At 61.8% G+C, this 24,957-nt stretch carries 19 protein-coding genes and 1 tRNA gene; 9 read left to right on the top strand and 11 right to left on the bottom strand.

Annotated elements, in window-relative coordinates:
- The first annotated feature begins 6 nt into the window (after positions 1-6).
- Both OGI63_RS08210 and OGI63_RS08215 read left to right on the top strand, forming a co-directional pair.
- The gene (locus OGI63_RS08210; RefSeq protein WP_003808196.1) at positions 7-1,506 is read left to right on the top strand and encodes an ATP-binding protein; all 1,500 of its coding nucleotides are present in this window, start codon (positions 7-9) and stop codon (positions 1,504-1,506) included.
- A 53-nt stretch (positions 1,507-1,559) separates the two neighbouring features.
- A complete protein-coding gene (locus OGI63_RS08215) occupies positions 1,560-2,240 on the top strand; it encodes a LuxR C-terminal-related transcriptional regulator (RefSeq protein WP_011742850.1) in 681 nt (226 codons plus the stop codon).
- Between the two features lie 85 nt (positions 2,241-2,325).
- Here the strand turns inward: OGI63_RS08215 and OGI63_RS08220 are convergent.
- A tRNA-Ser gene (locus OGI63_RS08220) sits at positions 2,326-2,410 on the bottom strand.
- A 229-nt stretch (positions 2,411-2,639) separates the two neighbouring features.
- On the bottom strand, positions 2,640-3,926 hold the full coding sequence (gene serS, locus OGI63_RS08225; RefSeq protein ID WP_011742849.1) for a serine--tRNA ligase: 1,287 nt from the start codon (positions 3,924-3,926) through the stop codon (positions 2,640-2,642).
- Between the two features lie 127 nt (positions 3,927-4,053).
- Between serS and OGI63_RS08230 the strand changes: the two genes are divergently transcribed.
- Positions 4,054-5,247 carry a diacylglycerol/lipid kinase family protein gene (locus OGI63_RS08230; protein ID WP_011742848.1) on the top strand — a complete coding sequence of 398 codons (1,194 nt, stop codon included), beginning with the start codon at positions 4,054-4,056 and terminating at the stop codon, positions 5,245-5,247.
- A gap of 54 nt (positions 5,248-5,301) precedes the next feature.
- On the opposite strand, the gene OGI63_RS08235 is transcribed toward OGI63_RS08230, so the two are convergent.
- Positions 5,302-6,150: a PRD domain-containing protein gene (locus OGI63_RS08235; RefSeq protein WP_021912806.1), complete on the bottom strand. Its 849-nt coding sequence runs from the start codon at positions 6,148-6,150 to the stop codon at positions 5,302-5,304.
- Between the two features lie 31 nt (positions 6,151-6,181).
- The gene (locus OGI63_RS08240; protein WP_264308991.1) at positions 6,182-8,275 is read right to left on the bottom strand and encodes a glucose PTS transporter subunit IIA; all 2,094 of its coding nucleotides are present in this window, start codon (positions 8,273-8,275) and stop codon (positions 6,182-6,184) included.
- A 321-nt stretch (positions 8,276-8,596) separates the two neighbouring features.
- On the opposite strand from OGI63_RS08240, the gene pgm reads away from it, so the two are divergent.
- The 5 genes from pgm (at position 8,597) to rpiA (ending at position 15,056) form a co-directional block, all read left to right on the top strand.
- Entirely contained in the window at positions 8,597-10,273 is a 1,677-nt protein-coding gene (gene pgm / locus OGI63_RS08245; RefSeq protein ID WP_041777476.1) for a phosphoglucomutase (alpha-D-glucose-1,6-bisphosphate-dependent), read from the top strand.
- A 215-nt stretch (positions 10,274-10,488) separates the two neighbouring features.
- Entirely contained in the window at positions 10,489-11,304 is an 816-nt protein-coding gene (locus OGI63_RS08250) for a LytR/AlgR family response regulator transcription factor (protein ID WP_041777246.1), read from the top strand.
- Position 11,305: 1 nt separating this feature from the next.
- A complete protein-coding gene (locus tag OGI63_RS08255) occupies positions 11,306-12,694 on the top strand; it encodes a sensor histidine kinase (protein WP_011742843.1) in 1,389 nt (462 codons plus the stop codon).
- A 104-nt stretch (positions 12,695-12,798) separates the two neighbouring features.
- Positions 12,799-14,136, top strand: coding sequence for a ribonuclease H family protein (locus tag OGI63_RS08260; RefSeq protein ID WP_011742842.1), 1,338 nt, complete (start codon positions 12,799-12,801; stop codon positions 14,134-14,136).
- Between the two features lie 221 nt (positions 14,137-14,357).
- Positions 14,358-15,056 (top strand): ribose-5-phosphate isomerase RpiA, encoded by a 699-nt coding sequence (gene rpiA, locus OGI63_RS08265; RefSeq protein ID WP_011742841.1) that lies wholly within the window; start codon positions 14,358-14,360, stop codon positions 15,054-15,056.
- A gap of 134 nt (positions 15,057-15,190) precedes the next feature.
- On the opposite strand, the gene OGI63_RS08270 is transcribed toward rpiA, so the two are convergent.
- Positions 15,191-15,280 carry a 30S ribosomal protein bS22 gene (locus OGI63_RS08270; RefSeq protein WP_004268639.1) on the bottom strand — a complete coding sequence of 30 codons (90 nt, stop codon included), beginning with the start codon at positions 15,278-15,280 and terminating at the stop codon, positions 15,191-15,193.
- A 174-nt stretch (positions 15,281-15,454) separates the two neighbouring features.
- The gene (locus tag OGI63_RS08275; protein WP_011742839.1) at positions 15,455-16,108 is read right to left on the bottom strand and encodes a hypothetical protein; all 654 of its coding nucleotides are present in this window, start codon (positions 16,106-16,108) and stop codon (positions 15,455-15,457) included.
- Positions 16,109-16,248: 140 nt separating this feature from the next.
- Here OGI63_RS08275 and radA point away from each other — a divergent pair, with 140 nt between their 5' ends.
- Positions 16,249-17,667: a DNA repair protein RadA gene (gene radA / locus OGI63_RS08280; RefSeq protein WP_011742838.1), complete on the top strand. Its 1,419-nt coding sequence runs from the start codon at positions 16,249-16,251 to the stop codon at positions 17,665-17,667.
- A 130-nt stretch (positions 17,668-17,797) separates the two neighbouring features.
- On the opposite strand, the gene ribF is transcribed toward radA, so the two are convergent.
- From ribF to nusA, 5 genes are all read right to left on the bottom strand, one after another.
- Entirely contained in the window at positions 17,798-19,027 is a 1,230-nt protein-coding gene (ribF, locus tag OGI63_RS08285) for a bifunctional riboflavin kinase/FMN adenylyltransferase (protein ID WP_085347228.1), read from the bottom strand.
- A gap of 69 nt (positions 19,028-19,096) precedes the next feature.
- Positions 19,097-20,167, bottom strand: a complete 1,071-nt coding sequence (gene truB / locus OGI63_RS08290; RefSeq protein ID WP_011742836.1) for a tRNA pseudouridine(55) synthase TruB — start codon at positions 20,165-20,167, stop codon at positions 19,097-19,099.
- Positions 20,151-20,654, bottom strand: coding sequence for a 30S ribosome-binding factor RbfA (gene rbfA, locus OGI63_RS08295; protein WP_003808161.1), 504 nt, complete (start codon positions 20,652-20,654; stop codon positions 20,151-20,153). Before rbfA ends, truB begins: the two co-directional genes overlap by 17 nt.
- Before the next feature lie 109 nt (positions 20,655-20,763).
- Positions 20,764-23,559: a translation initiation factor IF-2 gene (gene infB, locus OGI63_RS08300; protein WP_011742835.1), complete on the bottom strand. Its 2,796-nt coding sequence runs from the start codon at positions 23,557-23,559 to the stop codon at positions 20,764-20,766.
- 212 nt (positions 23,560-23,771) lie between these two features.
- On the bottom strand, positions 23,772-24,824 hold the full coding sequence (gene nusA / locus OGI63_RS08305) for a transcription termination factor NusA (protein ID WP_003808157.1): 1,053 nt from the start codon (positions 24,822-24,824) through the stop codon (positions 23,772-23,774).
- Positions 24,825-24,957: the final 133 nt, after the last annotated feature.

Below are 24,957 nucleotides of genomic sequence, written 5' to 3' on the forward strand. Positions count from 1 at the left end.
GGAAGCATGAAGTCCTTAGCCAAACCGCGGTACACGCAGGAACAGTACGACCAGGCCAGCGCGGTCTACATGCGCTGGTGCTACGAACAGGCCCTGCGCGAAGGCCGTCCCGTGCCGTCCAAGCCGGCGCGACTGCCATTGCTGCGCCCGACGTACGGCCGCGAGGTCGCTGGCGTGGCCAAGGCCATCAGCATACATCTGGGCGTGTCCGTTCATCTCATCCGTTTCATTTTCGTGGTCACCACGTTTTTCTTCGGTGCGGGCGCGATCGCCTATATTTTTCTGTGGATCACCGTACCCGTCGGAGACCCGGTCCAGCAGGCGTACGTCATCGCCGGCAGCCAGCCCGTCGAGAACGCGCCGCTGTCCCACGGCAACGTGAGGAACGTAAGAAACCTAAGGAACGTCGGAAACGGCGGCGCGCAATCGCAAGACAGCGACGGCAACGCGGACGGCATGCAATCCGGCAGCGGAGCACAATCGTCCGAAAGCCTGGAACAGATGTTCGCCAACGCGCCGAGACCCGCGCTGCTGGCCATGGCGGGACTGCTTATGCTGGGCCTATGCGTGGCGATGGCGGCGAAAGGCATTGAAGGCACGCTGATTGTGCCGTTGCTGCTCGGCGTGGTCGGCGTCGGCGTCTCCTGGCTGCGGTTCAACGCGAAGGACGGCCAATTATGGACGATGCTCGGCGGCATCGCGGTCATTTTCGTCGCGTACGCGATCTACATCGCCACCCACGTGCGCATTATGCAGTCCGCACGGCACGCCACGTTCACCATGCTCGTCGCCGGTTTGGCGCTGCTTGTCGGCGTGTTGCTGGCGATTGTGCCGTGGATTATGACGCTGGTGCGTGATTTGGGCACGGAGCGCGCGCTGAAGGAGCGCGAGGAGGAGCGCGCCGACATGACCGCCCACCTGCACGACGGCGTGCTGCAGACGCTGGCGCTGATCCAGTTGCATGCCGATGACCAGCAGACCGTGTTTTCACTGGCGAGGCAGCAGGAACGCGAGTTGCGCGAATGGCTATATCAGGAGCGCACCACGTCGGATCGTTCCGTCAACGCCGGTTTGAAGCAGATCGCGGCGCATGTGGAGGACACGCATGGCAAGCCGATCGAGGTGGTGACGGTGGGCGACGCGCGGCCGAGCGCGCAGACCGACGCGTTGTTGGATGCCACGCAGCAGGCGCTCGTCAACGCCGTGACGCATGGCGGCGAACCGGTGTCCGTCTACTGCGAGGCCGGCGACAAGCTGGTGGAGGTGTTCGTACGCGACCATGGCGACGGCTTCGACGTCGACGCCATTCCAGCGAATCGCCTGGGCATCCGCGAGTCCATCATCGGACGTATCAAGCGCCGCGGCGGTACAGTGGAGATTGTGTCGAGGCCCGGCTGGGGCACGGAGGTGCGCATGCACATGCCGATTTCAGGAGCGGCGGAGGATGCGGACAGCGCTACGACCACCACAGCGGACGGCGATACGGGCGTGCAATCGGCGCAATGAACACGGCACATGCAGCAGGTGCGGCAATGAATCAATCGAACCAAGGAGCAGGAATGAGCGAGTGGGAACAGCGCATCAGAATCGCCGTCGTGGACGACCACGAAATGTTCCGTGCGGGCGTGATCGCCACGTTGCAGCCGCATTTCGACGTGGTCGGACAGGCCGCGGATGTGGAAGGATCGGTGGCGATGATCGCGCAGACCAAACCGGACGTGGTGCTGCTGGACGTGCATGTGCCGGGCGGCGAGGGCGGCGGCGGCACCGAAATCCTTACGAAATCACGGCCTTACTCCCCCAATACCGTGTTTCTTGCGCTGTCTGTTTCCGATTCGCCGCAGGACGTCGGTTCGGTGATTCGCGCCGGTGCGCAGGGATATGTGACGAAGACTATTTCCGGCGACGACCTGGTGTCCTCCATCAAGCAGGTGCATGAGGGCTACGCCGTGTTCTCGCCGAAATTGGCGGGATTCGTGCTGTCCGCCTTCCAGAACGGCCCGAGCGCGAACGGCGCGTTCGGCGGCCCGATCCACGATGACGAGCTGGACCGGCTGTCCAACCGCGAGCAGGAGGTCATGCGGCTGATCGCGCGCGGCTACACGTACAAGGAGGTGGCTTCGGAACTGTTCATCTCCATCAAGACCGTGGAGACCCATATGAGCTCGGTGCTGCGCAAACTGCAGCTGTCGAACCGTTCCGAGCTCACCCGTTGGGCCGCGGATCGACGGATTGTGTGACGTTGCCGCCACGACAACGACAATCGCCATAAACGGCATGGAAAAGGGCTTACCGAAAAATCCTTCGGTAAGCCCTTGATTGGTGCGGGCAGAGCGAGATTCGAACTCGCGGAGGCTTGCACCTCAACGGTTTTCAAGACCGTCTCTTTAGACCGCTCAGACATCTACCCTTTGCGCCTAACATCGCTGCTACGCACGAAACGCCAATATACCACAGTGCGCGGAAGTGCGACACCTGGCACAGCCTCCATCCCCGTCGCTTCCAACAGAAAACCGCACACGCATCTGCCCAGAACGACACAAACGGCACTGGGACCGTCCAACATACGAAAAGCGGCGCCGGCACAAATGCCAACGCCGCTTTCACGGATTCATATCAGACGCGAACGTCTTGGAAAATCAGGCTTCCCACTTGGTCGGCTCGATGACTTCCTTGCCGCCCATGTACGGACGCATGGCCTTCGGAATTTCGATGGAGCCGTCCTTCTGCTGGTGGTTCTCGAGAATGGCGACCAGCCAACGGGTGGTGGCCAGCGTGCCGTTCAGCGTGGAGACGGCGCGGGTGTTGCCATCCTCCATACGTTCGCGGATGTTCAGACGACGGGCCTGATACTCGGTGCAGTTGGAGGTGGAGGTCAGCTCACGGTAACGGCCCTGGGTCGGCACCCAAGCCTCGCAGTCGAACTTACGTGCCGCGGAGGAGCCCAGATCGCCGGCGGCGGTATCGATGATGCGGTACGGCACCTCGACCTTGCCGAGCATTTCCTGCTCCATGGCCAACAGGTGCTCATGCTCCTTGTAGGAGTCCTCCTGCTTGGCGTAGACGAACATCTCCACCTTGTCGAACTGGTGCACGCGGATGATGCCGGAGGTGTCCTTGCCTGCTGCGCCGGCTTCACGGCGGTAGCAGGAGCTCCAGCCGCAGTAGCGCAGCGGGCCGTTCTCAAGGTTCAGGATCTCGTTCTCGTGCATGCCGGCGAGCGCCACTTCGGAGGTGCCGACCAAATACTGGTCGTCCGGCTCGCGCAGGCGGTAGATTTCGTCGGCGTGGGAGTTGAGGAAGCCGGTGCCGCGCATTACTTCCGGACGCACCAGCGTCGGGGTGATGGCCAGGGTGAAGCCGTGTTCCTCGGCCTGGTCGACGGCCATGGTGAGCATGGCGATCTGCATGCGGGCCACCTGGCCGCGCAGGAAGTAGAAGCGGGAGCCGCCGACCTTCACGCCGCGCTCCATATCGATACCGGCCACGCCGCGGCCGAGCGTCAGGTGGTCCTTCGGCTCGAAGCCTTCGGCTGCGAAATCACGGATCTGGCCGACCTTCTTGACCACGACGTAGTCGTCCTCGCCACCTTCCGGAGCTTCCGGCTCGACGATGTTGGACAGCTTCCACATGGCGGTGGTGTATTCCTCGGCTGCGGCGTCGGCTGCGGCCTTGTATTCGGAGACCTTCTGGGAGAGTTCCTTGGTTGCGGCGATCAGCTTGGCCTTTTCGTCGGCGGGGGCGGCGGCGACCTTCTTGCCGATCTCCTTCTGCTGCGCGCGGGCAGCTTCGAATTCCTTCAGAGAGGAACGGCGAACCTCGTCGGAGCGCAGCACCTCGTCGACCAGTTCGACCGATTCGCCACGCTTACGCTGGGATTCCTTGACAACGTCAGCATGTTCACGAATGAATTGAATATCAAGCATGCTTCCCAGCCTAGTGCCGAAAGCAGACACTGACGCCATCGTTCTCATTTTTGGATATAACGTGAGGGAACGCCGAATTTTTCATGTCGAATTCGTCTTTTTGCGCAATCGCATAGACAATAGAGGCATGCCTATGCCAGTTATCGTCCTGCTCGTCATCATCGCCGTGGTCGCCGTATGCGCGGCCGCCTTCTTCGGATACCGCGCGTACAAGCACCGTACGCTCGCGGAGAAGCTTGACAAGCGTGACGATGACCAAGTGCATTACGCGTTCATAGTCAATCCTTCAAAGCCCCAGGCGGAACAGCGCAAGCAGCATATCAAGGAGTTCTGCGAGGCGAAGCATCTCACCCAGATCGAATTCATCGAAACGCAGCTCGACAAGGACGGTCGCGCCTGCGCGTTCGAAGCGTTGGACCATGGTGCCGATGTGGTGGTGGCTGTCGGCGGCGATGGCACGGTGCGTACCGTCGCGAGCGCGCTGTCGGGTACCGGGCATGCGCTGGGCATCGTGCCGATCGGCACCGGCAATCTGTTCGCCCGCAATATGGGCATTCCCGTGGACGATATCGATGCGGCGCTCACCGTGGCCACGTCGCACGGCTCCCGTCTGGTGGATGTGGGCCGTCTGACCCTTCTGGATGATGAGACCACCGACCACGGGCATGCGTTCCTCATCATCGCCGGCATCGGTTTCGACGCACTGATGATCGACGACACCGATCCGGAATTGAAGAAGAACATCAGCTGGCTGGCTTATTTCGTGTCGGGCGTGAAGAATCTGTTCGCCCCGAAGTACAAGGGCAATGTGACCATCACCAGCGCCGACGGCAGCACGCATTCCACGCGTGGTCTCACGTTCCGCACGTTCATGGCGGGCAATTGCGGCCAGATCCCCATGTTTTCGCTGATGCCCGAAGCTTCCTATGACGATGGCATCCTCGACTACGAGATCATCGACACGTCCGGCGGCCTGATCGGTTGGGCGAATCTGTTCGGCGACGTGCTGCACCAGACCATCACCGGCAAAGCTCAGCAGAGTCCGCTGTCCACGAACTCCACCGTCGACCAGGTACAGGGCGTCAGCGCGGAAATCACTTTGGAGAGGCCTGTTTTGGCGCAGGTGGATGGCGATATGCTGCCTGAAACGAAGCACATCCGTTTCAGCGTGGAACGTCAGGCCCTATGCGTGCGCGTGCCGGAGGCCGCTTCCGAAGATACCGGCATACTGGCGTTGAACGCGAATATGTCGGCTACGCCAACGAAACCGCAGCCGACCGAACAGGCAAGCGGGCAGCCGGCCGAACAGTCGAACGATTAGGAACCGTCAGGAATGCGCGGAACGGGCTGCTGAATATCGGAAGATACCGGAAACTCAGTCGACCTGCCGATTCACTCCGTTGGTCACGCGCGCCACATGCAGGGCAAGATAGGCGATTTCGGCTTCCGTAAGGTCGGAACCAAGACGCATCTTCACCACCACGGCAAGCTGCCTTGCGCACTGGCAAGCCTTCGGATATGAGGTTTTGATTGATTCGATGATTGGTTGCGGCTCATCGTCGAGCTGCTCATGCTGGTGGATGCGTACGAACAGGTAACGCAGATGCGTGATGAATCGCGCCACATTGACGCTGTCCTGCGCAAGCGTGATGCCGTACGCGCCTTCGATGACGGCGATCATCTGCTGGATGATGCCGGTCATGGTGTAGGTGGCGGACAGGTCGCCGCCGGAGAATCCGGCATTCACCAAATGCAAGGCGAGCGCCACCGCCTCACTGCGGGGCAACGCGCCACCCAAATACGTGTTCATCGCGTCGACCATCGCCACGCCTTTGGCGTATTCGTCGGCGTATAGGGAACGTACTTCCGCTTCGAGCGGATATTCGATGTTCTGTTTTCTTTGCGCGCGTTGTATCGCGCCGCAGATGTGGTCGGCGAGCGCCATGACCAGGGTTGGCTGCTTGTCTGCCTGTTCTTTCAGCCCCGTACGGTTCATGGCGTCCGTGACGAGTCTGATGATTTCGGGCGGGATCCCGGCCACTTGTTGCGCCATGTGGTCGGGATCCTTGCCATCGACGGGGATGAACCGACGGACGATCTTCGCGTCATCCACATGTTGTCCCGGCTTGGCTTGGAAGCCTATTCCACGGCCTGTGAGAATCACCTCACGATCACCGTCTCTAGCCAATACGACATTGTTGTTGAATACGCGAAGAACGTCCACGTCGACCCCTTTTTCGCCTCTGTGTGACAGGTTAGCGCTGGATGTCGATCACCTCGTCCCCTGCCTTGACGTCGATGCCGGTCTTCGGCGTGACGGAGGTGAGGGCGGCGGTGTTGAGCACCGTCATCAGCGTGGTGGTGCTGTATCCAGCGTCCTTCACTTTAGCAAAGTCGACGGAAACCAGCGGATCGCCGGCATTCACGCGCTCATCGGCCTTGACCTTGACGACAAAGCCCTCGCCGTTCATCTTCACGGTGTCGATGCCGACGTGCACGAGCACTTCCACACCGTCATCGGTTTTGATGCCGAAGGCGTGGCCGGTTTCGGCGACGGTCTGCAGCACGCCGGAGACCGGGGCCACGACCTCGCTGTCGGTCGGCTGGATGCCGACGCCTTCGCCGAGCGCGCGGGAGGCGAACACCGGATCGCCGGTTTCGTCCAGGGCGATCACGTGGCCGGCGACCGGAGCGTTCACCACGGTGGTCGCGGCGGCGGCAGCGGCCGGAGCTTCGGTCTTGGTGGCGGTAGCAGTCGCGGTGGCGGTGGTGGCAGCCGGAGCGGCTTCCTTGGCTTCGACCGCCGGAGCGGCGGCCTTCTGATCGGCGGCGGCGCGGGCCAGCACTTCAGCCTTCTGTTCCGGGGTGCGGTAGTCGAAGGTGATGATCAGGAAGAAGGAGGTCAGGAAGGAGACCGCGATGGACACCGCGTACACCCACATCTGGTCGAAGACCGGAATGGTCAGCAGCGAGGTGAAGGCGAAGGCGGTGGTGGTCACACCATGCACGGTCTGGCCGGCGGCGGTGACGGACGGGAAGAGCCAGCCGAGGACGGCAATGACGACGCCACCAAGGCCGCAGCCCACGAGCATGCGCTTGTAGACCAGCTTGTACCGCAGGTGGATGCCGTACAGGGACGGTTCGGAAACACCACCAAGCAGGCCGGCTGCGAGCGCGCCGAGAGCGGTCTGGCGCATGTCCTTGTCCTTGTCACGCACGGCGATGAAGAGCACGCCGGCGGTGGCACCGAAGCAGGCGAAGTTCCACACGCCCATCGGGCCCTGGATGAAGTCGTAGCCGAGCGTCTGGATGTTCGTGAGCATCAGGGCGTTGAGCGGCCAGTGCAGGCCGAGCGGCACGAGGAACGGGTACAGCAGCGGGATGATGATGGCGAAGATGAACGGTGCATGGGTGTTCATCCAAGCCAGGCCGACGCCGAGGCCGTTGCCGACCCACACGCCGATCGGGCCGATGATGAAGGCGGTCAGCGCGCCGACGATGATCATGCAGAAGAACGGCACGAACACCAGCTGGACGCTTTCGGGAATGATCTTCTTCAATCCGTGGTAGACGAGGGCGAGCACGGCAGCCATGAGCAGCGGCACGAACACGTTGCCGCTGTAGTCGCTCAACGCCATCGGAATGCCGAAGATGTTGGCGGTGCAGGACTTGGTGCCCAGAGCCGCGTTCTCCACGCACGTGGTGGTCTTGGCGTCTATCAGGCTGGTGAACTGCGGGGTCATGAGGATGGCCATGATGGCGCCGCCCAGCCACGGATCGACCTTGAGCTTCTTGGAGGCGTTGTAGGCGACCATGATCGGCAGGAAGTAGAACACGCCCTTCCAGATGGCCTTGACGAACACCCAGCCGGCGGAGGCCTCGTCATTCGGAATGACGTTCAGTGAGATGAGCAGGTTGACCAGGGCGATGATGATGGAGGCGCCGAGCAGCACGCCCAGGATCGGGCGGAAGGAGTCGGCGAGATACTCGAAGAAGGAGTCCAGCCATGCCACCTTGCCGCGTGCCTTGGAACGGGCCTCGGCCTTGACGTCGGCGTTGCTCTTCTGGCCTTCGCCGGATGCGGAGGCGGCACCGGCGTTCGCCATTTCGGGCAGATGCATGATGTTTTCGTATACGGTGGCCACGCCGCCGCCGATGACGACCTGGAAACGGTCACCGCTTTGCGGGACCGCGCCAAGCACGCCCTTCATATGTTCGAGGGCGTTCTGGTCCACCTTGGACGCGTCCGCCAGCTCGAAGCGCAGTCGGGTGGCGCAATGCGTCAGACTGCGAACGTTTTCAGGTCCGCCGATCGCAGTGATGATCTGCGATGCGAGAGAGTCAGCCATCCTGATTCCTTTCTATTTCCTTCCGATGGGATTCGATGACGCAGCGCGGCTTTTTTGCAACAAAAAAAGACCCGGAACATGGCAAACCAATGCCACATTCCAGGTCTTGCGTCTAAAAATGTTGACTTGCAACCCTGCATGAGTCGAATTCGTTAGAAACGATACACTATCGGCGTGCGATGCGCAAATCGTCGGGCATCGGGACACTGAAACCCCAATTCCATACTGGAGACACGCCGAGACGTCAAAAAGAAAACGTATTCATCGCACATTGTGGGATGGCTTTCCGCGTTCCGCGCAAACTCGTGGCACAATGAAGGTATGGTTGCAAAAAATGCGGGAATGCCCGCCACCCCAGCAGATCTGATCAATGTCGACGAGGTCATTGGAAAGTACTATGACGTCGTCCCCGACCCGAACGTTCCGGAGCAGCGCGTCTCCTTCGGCACTTCCGGACACCGTGGTTCGTCCCTGAAGACCTCATTCAACGAGGCCCACATCGTGGCCATCACGCAGGCCATCGCCGAATACCGCAAGAAGGCCGGCGTCACCGGCCCGCTGTACATCGGCCGCGACACCCACGCCCTGTCCGAACCGGCTTGGAAGACCGCCATCGAAGTGCTCGTCGCCAACGGCGTGACCGTGCGCATCGACTCCCGTGACGACTTCACCCCGACCCCGGTCGTATCCCAGGCCATCCTGACCCACAACCGCGCCGCCGACGGCACCCAGCGCTTCACCGGCGAAGGCCTGGCCGACGGCATCGTCGTGACCCCGTCCCACAACCCGCCGACCGATGGCGGCTTCAAGTACGATCCGGTCACCGGCGGCCCGGCTCCGGCGGACGTCACCAACGCCATCGCCGACCGCGCCAACGAGCTGCTCGGCGATTTCAGGAACGTCAAGCGCGTGCCGTTCGAGCAGGCCGTCAAGTCCGATCTGGTCGAGCGTTTCGACTTCCGTGAGCACTATGTGGCCGATCTGGAGAACGTCATCGACTTCGACGTGATCCGCTCCTCCGGCGTACGCCTGGGCATCGACCCGCTCGGCGGCGCTTCGGTCAACTACTGGCCGCTGATGAACGAGAAGTTCAACCTGACCATCGACGTGGTGCGTCCGCAGGTCGACCCGACCTGGAGCTTCATGACCATCGACCATGATGGCAAGATCCGCATGGATCCGAGCTCCCCGTACGCGATGAAGGGTCTGGTCGATTCCCTCAACAACGGCGCTTGGGACAAGTACGATCTGGTCGGCGGCACCGATCCGGATGCCGACCGCCATGGCATCGTCTGCCCGAACTGGGGCGTCATGAACCCGAACCACTACATCGCCGTGTGCGTGGAGTATCTGTTCGGCGGCAATCGTCCGGGCTGGCCGGAAGGCGCCGGCATCGGCAAGACGCTGGTCTCCTCCTCCCTGATCGACCGCGTGGCCGCTTCCATCGACGCCAAGCTCGTTGAGGTTCCGGTCGGCTTCAAGTGGTTCGTGGACCCGCTGTTCAAGGGCGAGGTCGCGTTCGGCGGCGAGGAAAGCTCCGGCATGTCCTTCCTGCGTAAGGACGGCCGCGTGTGGACCACCGACAAGGACGGCCTGATTCCGGACCTGCTGGCCGCTGAGATCACCGCGAAGACCGGCAAGAACCCGGCCCAGCTGCACCAGGAGCAGGTGGAGCGTTTCGGCGAAAGCTGGTACAAGCGCGTCGATACCCCGACCACCCTCGAGCAGAAGCAGAAGTTCGCCAAGCTCACCGGCGACGACGTCGAGGCCACCCAGCTGGCCGGCGAGGACATCACCGCCAAGCTCACCGAGGCTCCGGGCAACCACGCCAAGATCGGCGGTCTGAAGGTCACCACCAAGGACAACTGGTTCGCCGCCCGTCCGTCCGGCACCGAGAACATCTACAAGGTGTACGCCGAGAGCTTCGAATCCCCTGAGGCTCTGGACAAGGTGCTCGCCGAGGCCACCGAGGTCGTGGACAAGGCTCTGGCCGAGTGATACGGCGTTCCGCCAAGTAATCAAGGCGTAGCGCGAAAAGACCCGTTCCGTATGGAGCGGGTCTTTTTCGTTGTCGATATCCGCCGTATGGCACGAAACGTGCTTTTCTGGCATGAAACGCAAGCTCCGCGGCACCCCGTATTTCCCTCTCCCGGTACGCTTGGAAGCAGAGCCGGAACGTCATCCGCGCAATCACGGCACAGCAAGGAGGGAACGTGCGCATCGCCATCGTCGAGGATCACCCTGCCGAACGCGAACTGATCGCCACCATGTGCGCGGAATACTTCAACGGCCGGAACGTCGGCGCAACCGCCGGCAGGAATGCCATGCAAACGGTCTGTGACGTTTTCCCCGACGCGAAATCGTTCATCGAAAGCTGGAAGAACAGCCGTTACGACCTGCTGCTGCTCGACTGTTATCTCAGCGACGAGAATCTGCCGCATGCCACCACCGGATTGGACATAGCGCGGCTGCTGCGCAATCAGAACGACGACTGCGCGATCGTCTTCATCACGTCCAGCACCGATTTCGCGGTGCTCGGCTACGAGGTGCAGGCGAGCGGTTATCTGCTCAAGCCCGTCAATCGCAAAACCTTCGAAGCCACCATGGAACGCGTCGAGGAGCAGCTGAAGGCAAAACCGCCGGTCACCCATCTGGCAAAGGCGCAGTCGCCCGGCACGGTGGATTCCAGCTGGCATGTGGCGTTCGGCAATCCGGCCGTGACCATGGACCGGCGGCTCATCGCATACGCCCTGTCCAACGCGCACTACGTGGAATTTACGTTCGCGGACGGCACCCAGACCAAAATCCGCACCAATTTCTCCGATGTGGACCGACGGCTCACCGTGTTCGACAACTTCTACCGCACCGCGCGAGGCGTGCTCGTCAACTTCGACTACGTGTCCGGCATCACCAACGCGCAGTTCGTCATGAAAGGCGGCAAACGCATTCCCATCACGAAAACGGCGGTGACCACCACCTGCCGCGCATACGCGGAATACACGTTCACCCGCATGCGTACGGAGGACTGACATGTTCGCACCACTCGGCGAAATCATCCGGAACGGCATCGCCCAAACCACCCCGTCAGGTCTGTTCTTCGCCATCGGAGAGCAGCTCAACGCGTTGTCCGGCCTGGCATTGTGCCTCATCATGGCATGGAGTCACATGGACAATCCACGCCGTAACGGCACACTGTTCATGTCCATCGGACTGGTCTGGTTCCTGCTATGCGGCGTGCTGTGCGGCACTCTGGGCATCCCATCACTGTGGACGGTCATTCCGACCGCGCCGCTTGTGCTGCTGGTCCTGCGATGGCTGACCGAACTGCCATGGCGGCAACTGTTGCTGATTGTGGCCACGGCTTCCTACATGGTGGCGATCGTCTACTATCTGTCGCTCGTCATCGATGTGGCCGTTCTTGGCGCGGATTCAACCAATCTCCGCGTCGGCTGGCCGGGACTGGTCAATCTGCTGCTGCTTGACGTCATCGCACTGGTCTCGCTTTGGCATCCGCTGCATGATTCGATTCCAGCCACATTCGATTCCCCATCCATCAGCAAAGGCTTCTGGCAGCTTATCTGGCTGTTTCCGTTCGTTTCGTCCGCGATTGTGGTGTGGTGCATGCCGGCGGACAATTCCACGCTGCTGGACTCGCATATGCTGGAAATCGCGTTCACCGTGGCGGTGGTCTATTCCTGTTTCATGGTGTTGGCGTATTTCCTCATCTGGTACATGATTCAGCAGTCGGACCGTCTGCTCGCGGCCCGCAGGCGACAGCATTATGAGGCTTTGCAGACGTTGCAGCTGCAACACATGAACGAGCGGATCCGTGAGGCGCGTCAGATCAAGCACAACGTGCGTCACCACATCCACTCACTGCAGGCGTTGGCCGCGGCTGAAGACATGGATGGCATCCGCTCATATCTGGATGAGATGTCCAAACACCGGCTGCTGCAACCGGCACCAATGCAGTATTGCGAGCATGCGTCGCTGAACGCGGTGCTTGTCTACTATTGCGATTGGGTCCGGCATTTGGGTGCGGATGTGGACGTCAAAGCGGCGGTGCCGCAATACATCAACATCAACAACGCGGAATTATGCTCCATGGTCGGCAATCTGCTGGAGAACGCCACGGAGGCCATCACCCAGCAAACGCAGGGCGAGAGGCGGCTCAAAGTGCGCATCCGGTATCGTTCCGGCCCTCCGGCGGCCCTGTTCATCACGGTGGACAACACGTACGGCGAAGCCGATACCAGCATCGAACAGATCGACGGCGATCTCGTCTCGACCAAACATGGTGGCACGGGGCTGGGCACCGCCACCGTACGAGAGACGGCCGAACGGCACCATGGCACGGCCTCCTTCGAGCACAGCGACGGCATGTTCCGCGCCTCCGTCATGCTGTGTCTCGGCGACTAATCGCATATGCCGTTGCCATGCGGTATCGATAGGCGATACCGCATGGCGGACGATGCGGTATGACGGGCAAACGGCGAGTCGCGCGGCTTTCGTAGGGTAGAAGCATGACGATTACGGTTTCAACAGACGGTTCCGCGCTTGGCAATCCGAATGGTCCGATGGGTTGGGCCTGGGCCGACCACGAGCCCGCGGCAGGCGGCAAGCCGGGGCACGAGCATGCCGGCGATTGCGATGCCGGCGGCGCGACGAACGGCACCAACCAGATCGGCGAATTATGCGCCGTGCTGGAGGCGTTGCGAGCGCATCCCGGTTCCGAAGACCTGGTGATCGAGACCGACTCGCAGTATGCGATCAACTGCTCCACCAAGTGGGTGCAGGGTTGGAAGCGCAACGGCTGGAAGAATTCGCAGAAGAAACCGGTGAAGAACGCCGATTTGATCCGCGCCATCGACAATGAGATCGCGCATAGGGCGGGGTCGGTGCGATTCGTGTGGGTCAAGGGTCATGCCGGCAACGCGGGCAACGAGAAAGTGGACGAGCTGGCACGCACGTATGCGGGCGATTGCCGTTCGCATGTGCGCGAAGGCTATCTGCCGTTGGAAGGATGGCAGTCGCTGCTGGCTTCCGAGTATTCGCGTGGCACCGATGTTCCCGAGGATGCGAGGATGCTGATGGATGGTGCGATCAGCGCCGCCGAATACCACATGGGACGCGGACAAGGCGATTCCGCCACGACCGGCACCGGCGATTCCGGTGCCGATACCGCCAATTCCAGCAACAGCACGAAGCCGCGTTCGATCGCCAGCATGCTGGCGGAGCCGGAAGGCGTTTCCCACGACCTTGCGGATTTCGGACAGACAACCGATGACGACGCAGATGATGCGGTGGAAACGACCGTGCTCGAGACCGAACCGGCGGAAACCACCACAATGCTTGAGACCGAAGCGACGAAGGTCATACCCGAATCCAGCTTCCCGGACGCGGGCGGTCCAGCCGAACCGGACGAATCCGGGAAAACGGACGAATCCGGTGAACCGCATCAATCCTATGCGCAGATGCTGGTCAAACCCGACTATTTTCCCCGTGAAGGCGACGAGAACGACAAGCCGGTGACTGGCAACGCGGACGGCACGGACACGGACAGCACGGCCGTACCGCAGAATGCGAACGAATCGCGCAGCGAATCGCAAGACGACGAAGAATCGGCACCGGAACAGGCAGCTTCATCGCAATCGCAGGATCTGCCGAAACTGCCGCATCGTCCAAGCCCATCGGGCCTGTCGGTGTCGGGTACGGTGCGGTTCACTCCCCCACCGGAATCCAGCCCGACCTTCGACGGCAATCCACGTCTCATCCGTGGGTATATCGCCGTGGAAGGCTATGTGATGGGTGACGGCACGCTGGTATTGGACGAGGCGCCGTTCGCGGTCAAACATAGCTGAGCGAGACATGTGGGGAGCCGCTTTACGCAAGCCGCTCCCCACATGTCATTTCATGCGCGTCTTTTTTTGCACGCCACCTCACGCAGGACCGTGAAACATTCCGTGAAAACTTTTCCGCAGTCCAAAACAGACACCTGCTCCCGCAACCAACCATTCGCGCCTTGAAAATCAACGCATCCGATAGTATGGAGACGGTCTTAACCCCATATCGAAGGAGGATCATGGACAAGGCACAGCAGGACGCGCTGAAGAAGGCGGCCGGCATCGAGGCTGCAAAGCTGATTCAGAACGGCATGATCGCAGGTCTGGGCACCGGCTCGACCGTGCGTTTCCTGGTCGACGAGCTCGGTCGTCGCGTCAAGGAGGAAGGCCTCGAGTTCACGGGCGTCACCACCTCCCGCCGCACCCAGGAGCAGGCCGAAGGCTACGGCATCAAGATCGTCAACATCGATGACGTCGACCATATCGACGTGACCATCGACGGCGCCGACGAGGTGGACAAGAACTTCAACGGCATCAAGGGCGGCGGTGCGGCTCTCCTGTGGGAGAAGATCGTGGCCACCAACTCCAACAAGATCGTGTGGATCGTGGACGAGTCCAAGGTCGTGGACACCATCGGCAAGTTCCCGCTGCCGGTCGAGGTGATTCCGTTCGGCGCAGGCCAGGTCGTCAAGAAGTTCGAGGCCAAGGGCTACAAGCCGGTGCTGCGTCTCGACGCGAACGGCGAGCCGGTGCGCACCGATGAGAACAACTATGTGGTGGATCTGCACCTCGAGCGCATCGACCACCCGCAGGAGCTCGCGCAGGACCTCATCACCACGGTCGGCGTGGTCGAGCACGGCCTGTTCCTGAACATGGTGGACCAGGTCATCGTCGGCGATCCGAACGGCCCGCGCGTGATGGACAACCCCAACAAGTGAGATCCTGACAGGCAGGCGTGTCGGCTGGTGTGGAATATACCGGCCGACACCGCCGCGCAGATAGCAAAAATCCCGCGACTCCGAAAGGAATCGCGGGATTTTGTTTGAGCGGACGCTTCACACGCGCCTGAAGACTACTTGCGCTGGTGGCGAGTCTTACGAAGCAGTTTACGATGCTTCTTCTTGCTCATGCGCTTGCGGCGCTTCTTGATGACCGAGCCCATCTCAGCCTCCGTTCCTTAAACTCAAAGGGTAAAAGTTTGCAACTTGCCCAATACTACACTGCTTCGGGGACGAATACGCGCGCAGACATTCATATGGTGGAAAATCACGTTTCGTTTTCCGCGTGATATTCCATCAGCCGGCCGCGATTCGCCATCGAGACGATTCCGTCGACGTTACAGGGGGAACTGCTGGTAGAAACGCTGGATGTCGTTCTTCGCGCCGGTGGCATAGAAAACCACCGTATCGTTGCGCCACACGGCAACGGCCTTGGTATCGTCGTCCGGATCGGCTTTGGCGCTGTAGGCGCCGGTCGTCTTGCCGGAAACCTTCACGTTGCCGCTTCCCAGCTCCTTGCCGGTCATGGCTTCAGCCAGCGTGTCGTACTGGGATTTCGCCTTGTCGCCGTCGTTCCACTGGCCCACTTCCAGCGTGACGTCCTGTCCTTTCTTGCCGGTGGAATACGTCAACGCGTATTCCTCGACGGGAGAGGTGCTGGACCACGTCGTGCTGGCGTCAGCCTTGGTACGCGCGTAATTCAATACGGAATCCGGCATGGCCTTGAGCAGCTCGCTGGCCCCGTCGGGCAATGCCACGGCATCGATCGACGGTTTGGCGGGCTCCGTCTTGTCGCCGTCCGTACCGTTCGAAGTGGAAGCCTGCTGGCTCGTCTGACCGGCCTGACCGGCCTGTCCGTTCTTGTTCAAGGCCCAACCAGGCCACACAAATGCGGAAATCAAAGCAAGCACAACCACAAGCGCGGCTGCTACGACGGCGGCAATCAATTTGCCATGCGAAGAGGAATTCTGCGTATCAGACATGCTTGTCATTCTTTCACAGCCATAAGACGCGCAACCATCCCCTCGAAGTCATGGAATCCAGTTCCCGAAACGGTTTTCAGCGCAATGTCTGTGCAACGAGTACGCCACCCGCGAACGTCTTGTCCCAAAACCTCCGTATTGTCGGCGATATGGCAAAGACGTCCTCGCAATTCCTCTGTTCCGAATGCGGCTGGAGCGGCCCGAAGTGGCTCGGCCGCTGCCCCGAATGCGGTCAATGGGGCACCATTGAGGAATTCCATGAAGCCCGTCCCGCGGCAGGCTCGCGTACCGCGGCTCCGGGACGGACCTCGCGCACGCAATCGCATCCGGTCGCATCGTCCGCGGCGAGGCCGATCACCGACATAGGCACGGAGAACATCTCCAGAATCGCCACAGGATTTTCGGAATTCGACCGCGTGCTCGGCGGTGGCATCGTGCCGGGATCGGTCACGCTGATCGCAGGAGAGCCGGGCATCGGCAAATCGACATTGCTGCTGGAAACCGCCGGCAATGTGGCGAGGCTGACGGCGTTCGCCACCGAGCGCAATACCGTACTGTATATTTCCGGCGAGGAATCGCAGGCGCAGGTCCGCATGCGCGCGTCGCGCATCGGCGCCATGGAGCCGAATCTACTGCTCGCCTCCACCACGGATCTGTCCACGGTGTTGGGGCTTATCGAACAGTTCAAGCCGGCGTTGGCCATCGTCGATTCGGCGCAGACCATCGTCTCGCAGGACGTCGATGGCATCTCCGGCGGATCCACGCAGGTGCGCGAAGTGGCGAGCGCGCTGATTGACACCGCCAAAACCCTTGATATTCCAGTGCTTTTGGTGGGTCATGTCACCAAGGATGGTTCGATCGCAGGTCCACGTACGTTGGAGCATCTGGTGGATGTGGTCTGTCAGTTCGAAGGCGATGCCGAAACCGCGTTGCGTATGCTGCGTGCAGTGAAGAACCGTTTCGGACCGACCGATGAGGTCGGCTGTTTCGATATGAGCGGCGAGGGCATTGAGGAGGTGACCGATCCGTCCGGCCTGTTCCTATCAACCGGCAATGGTTCTGCGGCGACGCAGGTGGATGGCACGTGCGTGACGTTCACGTTGGATGGGCATCGCAGTCTGCCGATTGAAGTGCAGGCGCTGGTCACCAAGTCGGTGCTGCCGACGCCACGTCGTGCGGCGAACGGTGTGGACTCCAACCGTATCGCCATGCTGGTGGCGGTGTTATATCGTCACGGTGGCATCAATCTGCTGGCCAACGACCTGTACATTTCCACAATCGCCGGCGGTCAGGCGCGTGAGCCGGGTTGCGATCTGGCGATTGTGGCCGCGTTGGCGAGCGCTGCGAAATCGAAACCGATTCCCCGCACGACGTGCGCGATCGGCGAGATTTCGTTGACCGGGCAGGTGCGCCCGGTGCCGAGACTGGAATATCGGCTTCGTGAGGCGGCGCGTCTTGGTTTCACCACCGCCGTTGTGCCGACGCTGCGCAAGAACGTCGCCGTGCCGGGAATGGGCGTGGTGCAGGCGGATACGTTGCAGGACGCGTTGGCCGCGATTCTGCGATAGGTCGCCGATGCCCAAACGGCATCGCCATCCGCTTTTTGCAACCCGGGAAAGCCCGTTTGGGTAACAAAACACGGATGGCGTCAATGATTCGCGTCAATCGAACCAATCAAATCAATCGAACCGATCCGTCTCAAGCGGTGAGGCGCTTCGTCTCCTCGACGTTGCGTTTCAGCTCGACCACCAGATCGTCGGCCGAATCGAATTTGATCTGCGGGCGCAGGAATCCAGCGAATTCCACGCGCGCCTGATGGCCGTACAGGTCCAACCAGTCATCGGTGATGGCGTAGGCTTCCACCACGCGTTCGGCGTCACCGTCCTCGTTGAACGTCGGCTTGGTGCCGATGGAGATGGCCGCCGGCCAGCGGTGTGGCGACTGCATGTCCACGCGCGCGTTGACGGACGAAGCATCATACTGCTGCGATACGCCGTCGGCCGGCTTCTCCCCGGCTTCTTCGCCACCGTCAGCGGACTTCTCCCCCAAATCGACCAGCCAGCCGGCGTACACGCCGTCCACCGGCAGGTATCCGGCGACGTTCTCGCTCAGATTGGCGGTCGGGAATCCGATGGTGCGGCCGCGTTCCTCGCCATGCACCACGGTGCCTTCCACGGCATGCGCGTGGCCGAGTATCGCGTCTGCGTCCTTGATACGGCCTTGGCTCAGCAGATAGCGCACATTGGTGGAGCTCCACGTGCGCACCTCCTTGGCCTGATGCTTCTTGCTCCATGCGCGTCGTTCGGCCTTGGAAGCCCCCTCCAGAGGGTCGGAAGGCTCGCCGGGTTCGGACGGCATCACCGGCTTCGCATTGACCGGCACTCGGGTCAGCCCCGGACCGAAATCGTCCACGACCTCCAGCTGGAACACGCCGGTGGCGAGCGCCAGATTCTCAATGGCCTTCACGTTTCCGGCGCGGTTCGCGCCCATGGCGGCGTCGGAGCCGAGCACCAGCGTGCGCATGCCGAGTTTGCCGACCATCTGGCCAAGGAAGAAGCGATATGATTTCGCGGCGAATGCCATGGTGTAGCGCACGATGAGCGTGTAGTCCACGCCGATGGCGTCGATGGCGCGCAGCCGTTCGTTCACACTGGTCAGCGCCTGCGTGTCAGGCGTGCCTGCGGGCGGTTCCTGACCGTCATGTTTGGCGGCGTAAGCGTGCACCAGCGCGGGACGCGGGTCGAACAGCACCACCACGGAGAACGCCTGCTCCTGTTCGGCGAGTTCGGCCACACGGCGGATGACCGCCTGATGTCCCTGATGCATGCCGTCGAATGAGCCGATGGTCACCACGGACTTCTTGTCGTTGCTCAGGGTCGGCCAATCCACCATGCCGCTGGCATCGGGGGTAAGCGTGATCGTCTTCATGTGTCCTTCTTTGCGTATTGTCCGTGTGTTTGTCGTGTTCGTATTGCGTGCCGGCCGGTCTTGATTGTTTCAGTTGAAGACCGCGACCGGCTTGGTCTCGCCACGTTTGGCGCGTTCCACGATCGCCACCAGATCGTTGGTTTCGGGAACGTACGCGGCCATGGTCGTATGGATGTCGTGGGCGATTCTACGGCCGAACCGCAGGTCCGTCGCCTCCTGTTCGGTGACGGGAAGCATGTCCATGGAAGCGGCCGCGCTGGCGACCAGGTCGAGTGCGTGGTCAACGGCATGCTCGGCATCGTCAAGCACCGCACGGTTGCGTGTCACTTCGATGCCTTCGCGGTTGGTGAAGGTTTTGGCTTCCGTATGGGCGGTCATGACGTTTGGCATGTTCACCGAGAAACGCCCGACGCGGATGCGGCGCAGCATGGTCAGATGGCCGCCGAGGCCGAGTTCGGCGCCCAGATCGCGGCCGAGTGCGCGGATGTAGGTGCCGGCCGAGCAGGTCACGGTCACGTCGAGTTCCATGACTGGCTGCATGTTCGGTTCGTTTTGCCCGTCGGTTTCGGCATGCCAGGATTCCTCCGGGGCGATTTCGATGGCATCGGCAAGCGGTGATCCCGCGCATGTGGTCGAAGCATAGCCGTATCGCACTGCCGAAACGCTGAATTCCGAGATGGTCACCGGACGAGCCTTGAGGTCCACATCCTTGCCTTCTCGGGCCAGATCATAGGCGCGCTGGCCGTTGATTTTGATGGCTGAATAGGAGTTCGGCACCTGCTCGATGCGCCCGGTGAAATGATGGGCGATGACGTCTTCAACGGTCTGTCGTGAAGGGAATTCGGCGATAGTTCCCTCCCCCGGCAGCAGTTCGCCGTCGGCGTCGTCCGTGGTGGTGCGCTGGCCGAGTCTGATGGTGGCCAGGTAGGTTTTGTCGTGGTCGACGATGTAGTTGAGCAGACGTGTGGCGTTGCCGAAGCCGACCACCAGCACGCCGGTGGCCATCGGGTCGAGCGTGCCGGCATGGCCGACGCGTTTCATGTGCAGGGCGCCACGCACCGCCGCGACCACATCGTGGCTGGTGACGCCCTGCGGCTTGTCGATGACCAGCAGACCGGAGTTGTCAGGCTTCGTCGTCATCGTCCCAATCCTCGACCTCGACATCGTCATCATCGTCGAAGTCGTCATCATCGGGCTCGTCGTGCTTGTACGGATCGGCGTCGCCGGCGTATTGCGCGTTGGCGCGGGACTTGGCGAGTTCTTCGTCGCGCTTGTGTGCGAGCGCGAGGATGTCCTCGATCTCATGGGCCTCGCCCGGCACTTCGTCGAAGATGAATTCCAGTTGCGGGGTGAGTCGCAGTCCGGCCTTGGTGCCTACCAGGGAACGCAGGCGTCCTTTGGCCTGGTTCAGGGCCTGCTGCGCGCGGCGGCGTTCGCCCTGCTCGTGTCCTTCGTGGCCGAGCTGGGTCCAGTAGACTTTCGCGATCTGCAGATCGTTGGTGACGCGCACTTCGGTGATGGTCACGTTGGCCAGTCGCTTGTCGTGCAGCTGCGCCTCCATGGACGATGCGATCACACGCTGAATCAACGCCGCGATGCGCGCGGCGCGGGGATTGGTTCCTGCCATTGCTGTCCTTTTGGTGAAAAGTTCTTGTTGTATCACGGAACGCCCGCAGTCGTGAACCGGCTGTGGGCGTTCCTTACCTAGTTATCGATGCGAAGCTCGAAGCACTCGGCTACTTACGCTCGATTTCCTGCATTTCGAAGGTCTCGATGATATCGCCGATCTCGATGTCGTTGAAGGTGCCGAGGTTGATGCCAGCCTCGTAGCCTTCCTTGACGGAGGTGACGTCGTCCTTGAAACGACGCAGCGAGGAGATCTCGAGGTCGTTGACGGTGGCGATGCCGTTGCGCAGGATACGGCACTTCGTACCACGCTTGACCTCGCCGTCCTGAACCATGACGCCGGCGATGTTGCCGAACTTGGAGGAGCGGAAGATCTCGCGGATCTCGGAGTGGGAGGTGACGACCTCTTCGTATTCCGGCTTGAGCATGCCCTTGAGGGATGCTTCGATGTCCTCGATGGCCTTGTAGATGATCGAGTAGTACTTGATCTCCACACCTTCGCGTTCGGCCAGATCCGCCACCTGGCGGTTCGGACGGACGTTGAAGCCGATGATGACGGCCTTGTCGACGGTGGCCAGGTTGACGTCGTTCTGGGTGATGGCGCCGACGCCGCGGTGGATCACCTGGATGCCGACCTCGTCGGACACCTCGATCTTCATCAAGGAATCTTCCAGAGCCTCGACGGAACCGGAGGAATCGCCCTTGATGACGATGTTGAGCATATCCACCTCGGACTTGGCGAACTGCTCCTTGAGGCTTTCGAGGGAAACGACCTTGCGGCGCTTGGCCAGCTGGGCCGCACGCTCGGTGGCCTGACGCTTCTCGGCGATCTGACGTGCGGTACGGTCGTCGGAGGCCACCAGGAACAGGTCGCCTGCGGTCGGCACGGAGGTCAGACCCAGCACCTGCACCGGGGTGGACGGACCGGCTTCCTGCATGTGGTTGCCGTTCTCGTCGAGCATGGCGCGGACACGACCGTAGGAGGTGCCGGCAACGATGGCATCGCCGATGTGGAGGGTACCGGACTGCACCAGCACGGTAGCCACGGCGCCACGGCCCTTGTCAAGTCGGGCTTCGACGGTGGCGCCACGGGCGTCCATATCCGGGTTGGCGCGCAGGTCGAGCTCGGCGTCGGCGGTGAGCAGCACCGCTTCGAGCAGCTTGTCGACGTTGGTGCCCTGCTTCGCGGAGATGTCGACGAACATGGTGTTGCCGCCGTATTCTTCCGGAACCAGACCGTATTCGGTGAGCTGGCCGCGGACCTTGTCCGGGTTGGCGCCCGGCTTATCGATCTTGTTGACGGCCACCACGATCGGCACATGCGCGGCCTGGGCGTGGTTGATGGCTTCCACGGTCTGCGGCATGACGCCGTCGTCGGCGGCGACCACGAGGATCGCGACGTCGGTGAGTTCGGCGCCACGGGCACGCATTGCGGTGAAGGCTTCGTGGCCCGGGGTATCGAGGAACGTGATCTTGCGCGGCTCGCCCTCAAGGTTGACGGTCACCTGGTATGCGCCGATGCGCTGGGTGATGCCGCCGGCTTCGCCTTCGATGACGTTGGTGCGGCGGATGGTGTCGAGCAGTCGGGTCTTACCGTGGTCGACATGGCCCATGACGGTGACGACCGGCGGACGCGGCTTCAGATCCCCGTCCTCCTGCAGTTCCTCTTCGTCCAGGTTGATGTCGAACTGCTGCAGCAGCTCCTTGTCTTCCTCTTCGGCGGACACGATCTTGATGTTCCAGCCGATTTCCTCGCCGAGGATCTGGAACGTGGCCTCATCCAGGGACTGGGTGGCCGTGGCCATTTCACCAAGGTGGAACAGCACGGTGACCAGCGCCGCCGGATTGACGTTGATCTTCTCGGCCAGATCGGCGAGGGACGCGCCCTGACGCAGACGGACTTCCTGCCCGTTGCCGGTCGGAATGCGCACGCCGCCGATGACCGGAGCCTTCATCTCCTGGAATTCCTGACGCTTCGCCAGACGGTTCTTACGCGCCTTCGAGGACTTGCCTCCCTGACGTCCGAACGCGCCTGCAGCGCCGCCGCGGCCGCGGCCACCACGTGCCGGACCATTGCTCGGAGCGCTGTTGCCGCCCTGGAAACCGCCGCCATTGCCGCCGAAACGATTGCCGCCGCCGGCGGGACGCTGGCCGCCGCCCTGACCCGGACGATGCTGGCCCCACTGGCCCGGCTTCGCGCCGCCCTGACCCGGACGACCACGGAAGCCGCCACGCTGGCCGCCGCCCTGACCCGGACGGCCGCCACGACGTCCTTCGCCATTGTTGACGCTCGGACGGTTCATCGGATGCGGACGCGGAATATCACCCGGAGTCGGGGTGTGCATGCCCTGCTTGCGGCTGAACGGATTGTTGCCCGGGCGCGGTCCCGGGGTGTGCGGCTTCGCGCCGTTGGCGTTGTTGCCGCCCTGCGGGGCGTTGCCATGCTGGGGGCGAGCTCCCGGAACGGCCGTCGGGCGACCGGACTGGCGGCGGTCTCCACCCTGCGGACGCGGGGCGTTGCCGTTAGGACGATTGCCATGCTGGCGGGATTCGCCTGGACGCGGCGCGCGATGACCCGGCTTCGGGGCATCGGACTTGGAAGCGGCATGACGCGGCTTCGGCGCTGCGGGGGCAGCCGGCTTCGGTGCTGACGGAGCGGCCGGCTTTGGCATGGAATGAGATGCCGGTTCGGCAGGCTTCTTGGCCGTATGGCCCGGCTTCTTGGAATCAGATGCGTTGCCCTGTCCGCTGGACGCGAATGCGTTCCTCAGCTTGCGTGCAACGGGAGGTTCAACGGTAGACGATGCGGACTTCACGAATTCGCCCATCGCCTCAAGTTTGCTTAAAACGGTTTTGCTGTCAACGCCAAGTTCCTTGGCAAGTTCATATACGCGTGCTTTCGGCACTCAATTCTCCTATCTTGGGCCGCGCGCATACGGGCGCGACCGCTACTGATTCACGGCGAGCTTGTTCCTTCTCATCGTGCAACCATGTTCGTGATACCTCGTCTTTTCCCTGGGCATGACAGCATGGCCGTCACGCTTTGGATTGTCGAGTCCAGCATACTCAAGCCCGTGGATTGTACGTCCACGGGCTTGTTGTCTACCGGAAGTGTTGTTTATTCCTCGGTTTCCCCATCGGAATGGTCCGCCGATTCGGCCATCTTCTTGGCATGCGCCTCAGCGGATTCGATGCCGATCTTCCAGCCGGTCAGCTTGGCCGCAAGACGTGCGTTCTGGCCTTCCTTGCCGATAGCCAGGGACAGCTGGTCATCGTGGATGAAGGCGATGGCCGTCTTGTTCTTCTCGCTGATCACCTGCACACCGGTGGCGACGGCCGGAGACAGCGCCGCGGCGACGAATTTCGCCGGATCCGCGGACCAGTCGACGATATCGATTTTCTCAGGACCGAGGTTCTCCATGACGGCGCGCACTCGGGCTCCGCCGGGGCCGATCAGCGCGCCCTTCGGGTTGACGCCTTCGGTGTTGGCACGGACGGCGATCTTGGTGCGGGCGCCCGCCTCGCGGGCGATGGCCATAATCGACACGGCTCCCGAAACCAGTTCCGGAACCTCACGTTCGAACAGGCGGCGGACCAGCTCCGGATGGGAACGGGACACCACGATTTCCGGGCCCTTCAGACCACGGGCCACGTTCACCACGTACACGCGGATACGTTCGCCGTGACGGTAGCGTTCGCCGGGCACCTGCTCGCGGCGCGGCAGCAGGGCTTCGACGTCGCCGACGGCCACGTGCACGTTGGATGTGTCCTTGACGTCCTGCTGCACGATGCCGGTGATGAGCTTGCCCTTCTGACCGGAGAACGCGCCGAACACCTTGTCATCCTCGGCCTTGCGGAACAGCTGGCTGATCACCTGACGAGCGGTCGCAGCGGCCAGTCGGCCGAAATCGTGCGGAGTGTCGTCGTATTCCTCGCCCAGAGTCGGCGCGGGATGGGGATCGTCTTCAGTCGGCTCGCCAGGAATCTCGTCCTGGGCCCATACGGTGAAGCTTCCCGCACGCGGATCAAGCTCGACGCGAGCGTGCTTCGCAGCGTGAGGGGTTTTCAGATATGCCAGTCGCAATGCTTCCGAGAGTGCGGCATCCAGCGTCTCGGGATCAATTCCCTGCCCAGCGGCGAGCTGGTGCATTCCTGCCAGGTCCAGTTCCATATTTCCAAGACCTCCTATATGAAGTTATTCCGAGCGCATGGCCCAATGGTCACAGTCAGATATTAGTCTAATGATTCATGCAGACACGTACCCCTTCTTTCCGCTCGGTTTCTTTTATCGCGAAACGCGTCTG

It is taken from the genome of Bifidobacterium sp. KRGSERBCFTRI (genome assembly GCF_025908335.1).

Bases quoted from the DNA above. Each gene is read 5' to 3' on its own strand.
- OGI63_RS08240 (WP_264308991.1), bottom strand. From the start codon at position 8,275: ATGGCTGACTCTCTCGCATCGCAGATCATCACTGCGATCGGCGGACCT.
- radA (WP_011742838.1), top strand. From the start codon at position 16,249: ATGGCAAAGACGTCCTCGCAATTCCTCTGTTCCGAATGCGGCTGGAGC.
- rbfA (WP_003808161.1), bottom strand. From the start codon at position 20,654: ATGGCAGGAACCAATCCCCGCGCCGCGCGCATCGCGGCGTTGATTCAG.
- OGI63_RS08275 (WP_011742839.1), bottom strand. From the start codon at position 16,108: ATGACAAGCATGTCTGATACGCAGAATTCCTCTTCGCATGGCAAATTG.
- truB (WP_011742836.1), bottom strand. From the start codon at position 20,167: ATGACGACGAAGCCTGACAACTCCGGTCTGCTGGTCATCGACAAGCCG.
- nusA (WP_003808157.1), bottom strand. From the start codon at position 24,824: ATGGAACTGGACCTGGCAGGAATGCACCAGCTCGCCGCTGGGCAGGGA.
- ribF (WP_085347228.1), bottom strand. From the start codon at position 19,027: ATGAAGACGATCACGCTTACCCCCGATGCCAGCGGCATGGTGGATTGG.
- OGI63_RS08210 (WP_003808196.1), top strand. From the start codon at position 7: ATGAAGTCCTTAGCCAAACCGCGGTACACGCAGGAACAGTACGACCAG.
- rpiA (WP_011742841.1), top strand. From the start codon at position 14,358: ATGGACAAGGCACAGCAGGACGCGCTGAAGAAGGCGGCCGGCATCGAG.
- OGI63_RS08215 (WP_011742850.1), top strand. From the start codon at position 1,560: ATGAGCGAGTGGGAACAGCGCATCAGAATCGCCGTCGTGGACGACCAC.
- OGI63_RS08255 (WP_011742843.1), top strand. From the start codon at position 11,306: ATGTTCGCACCACTCGGCGAAATCATCCGGAACGGCATCGCCCAAACC.
- OGI63_RS08270 (WP_004268639.1), bottom strand. From the start codon at position 15,280: ATGGGCTCGGTCATCAAGAAGCGCCGCAAGCGCATGAGCAAGAAGAAG.
- OGI63_RS08230 (WP_011742848.1), top strand. From the start codon at position 4,054: ATGCCTATGCCAGTTATCGTCCTGCTCGTCATCATCGCCGTGGTCGCC.
- OGI63_RS08260 (WP_011742842.1), top strand. From the start codon at position 12,799: ATGACGATTACGGTTTCAACAGACGGTTCCGCGCTTGGCAATCCGAAT.
- serS (WP_011742849.1), bottom strand. From the start codon at position 3,926: ATGCTTGATATTCAATTCATTCGTGAACATGCTGACGTTGTCAAGGAA.
- pgm (WP_041777476.1), top strand. From the start codon at position 8,597: ATGGTTGCAAAAAATGCGGGAATGCCCGCCACCCCAGCAGATCTGATC.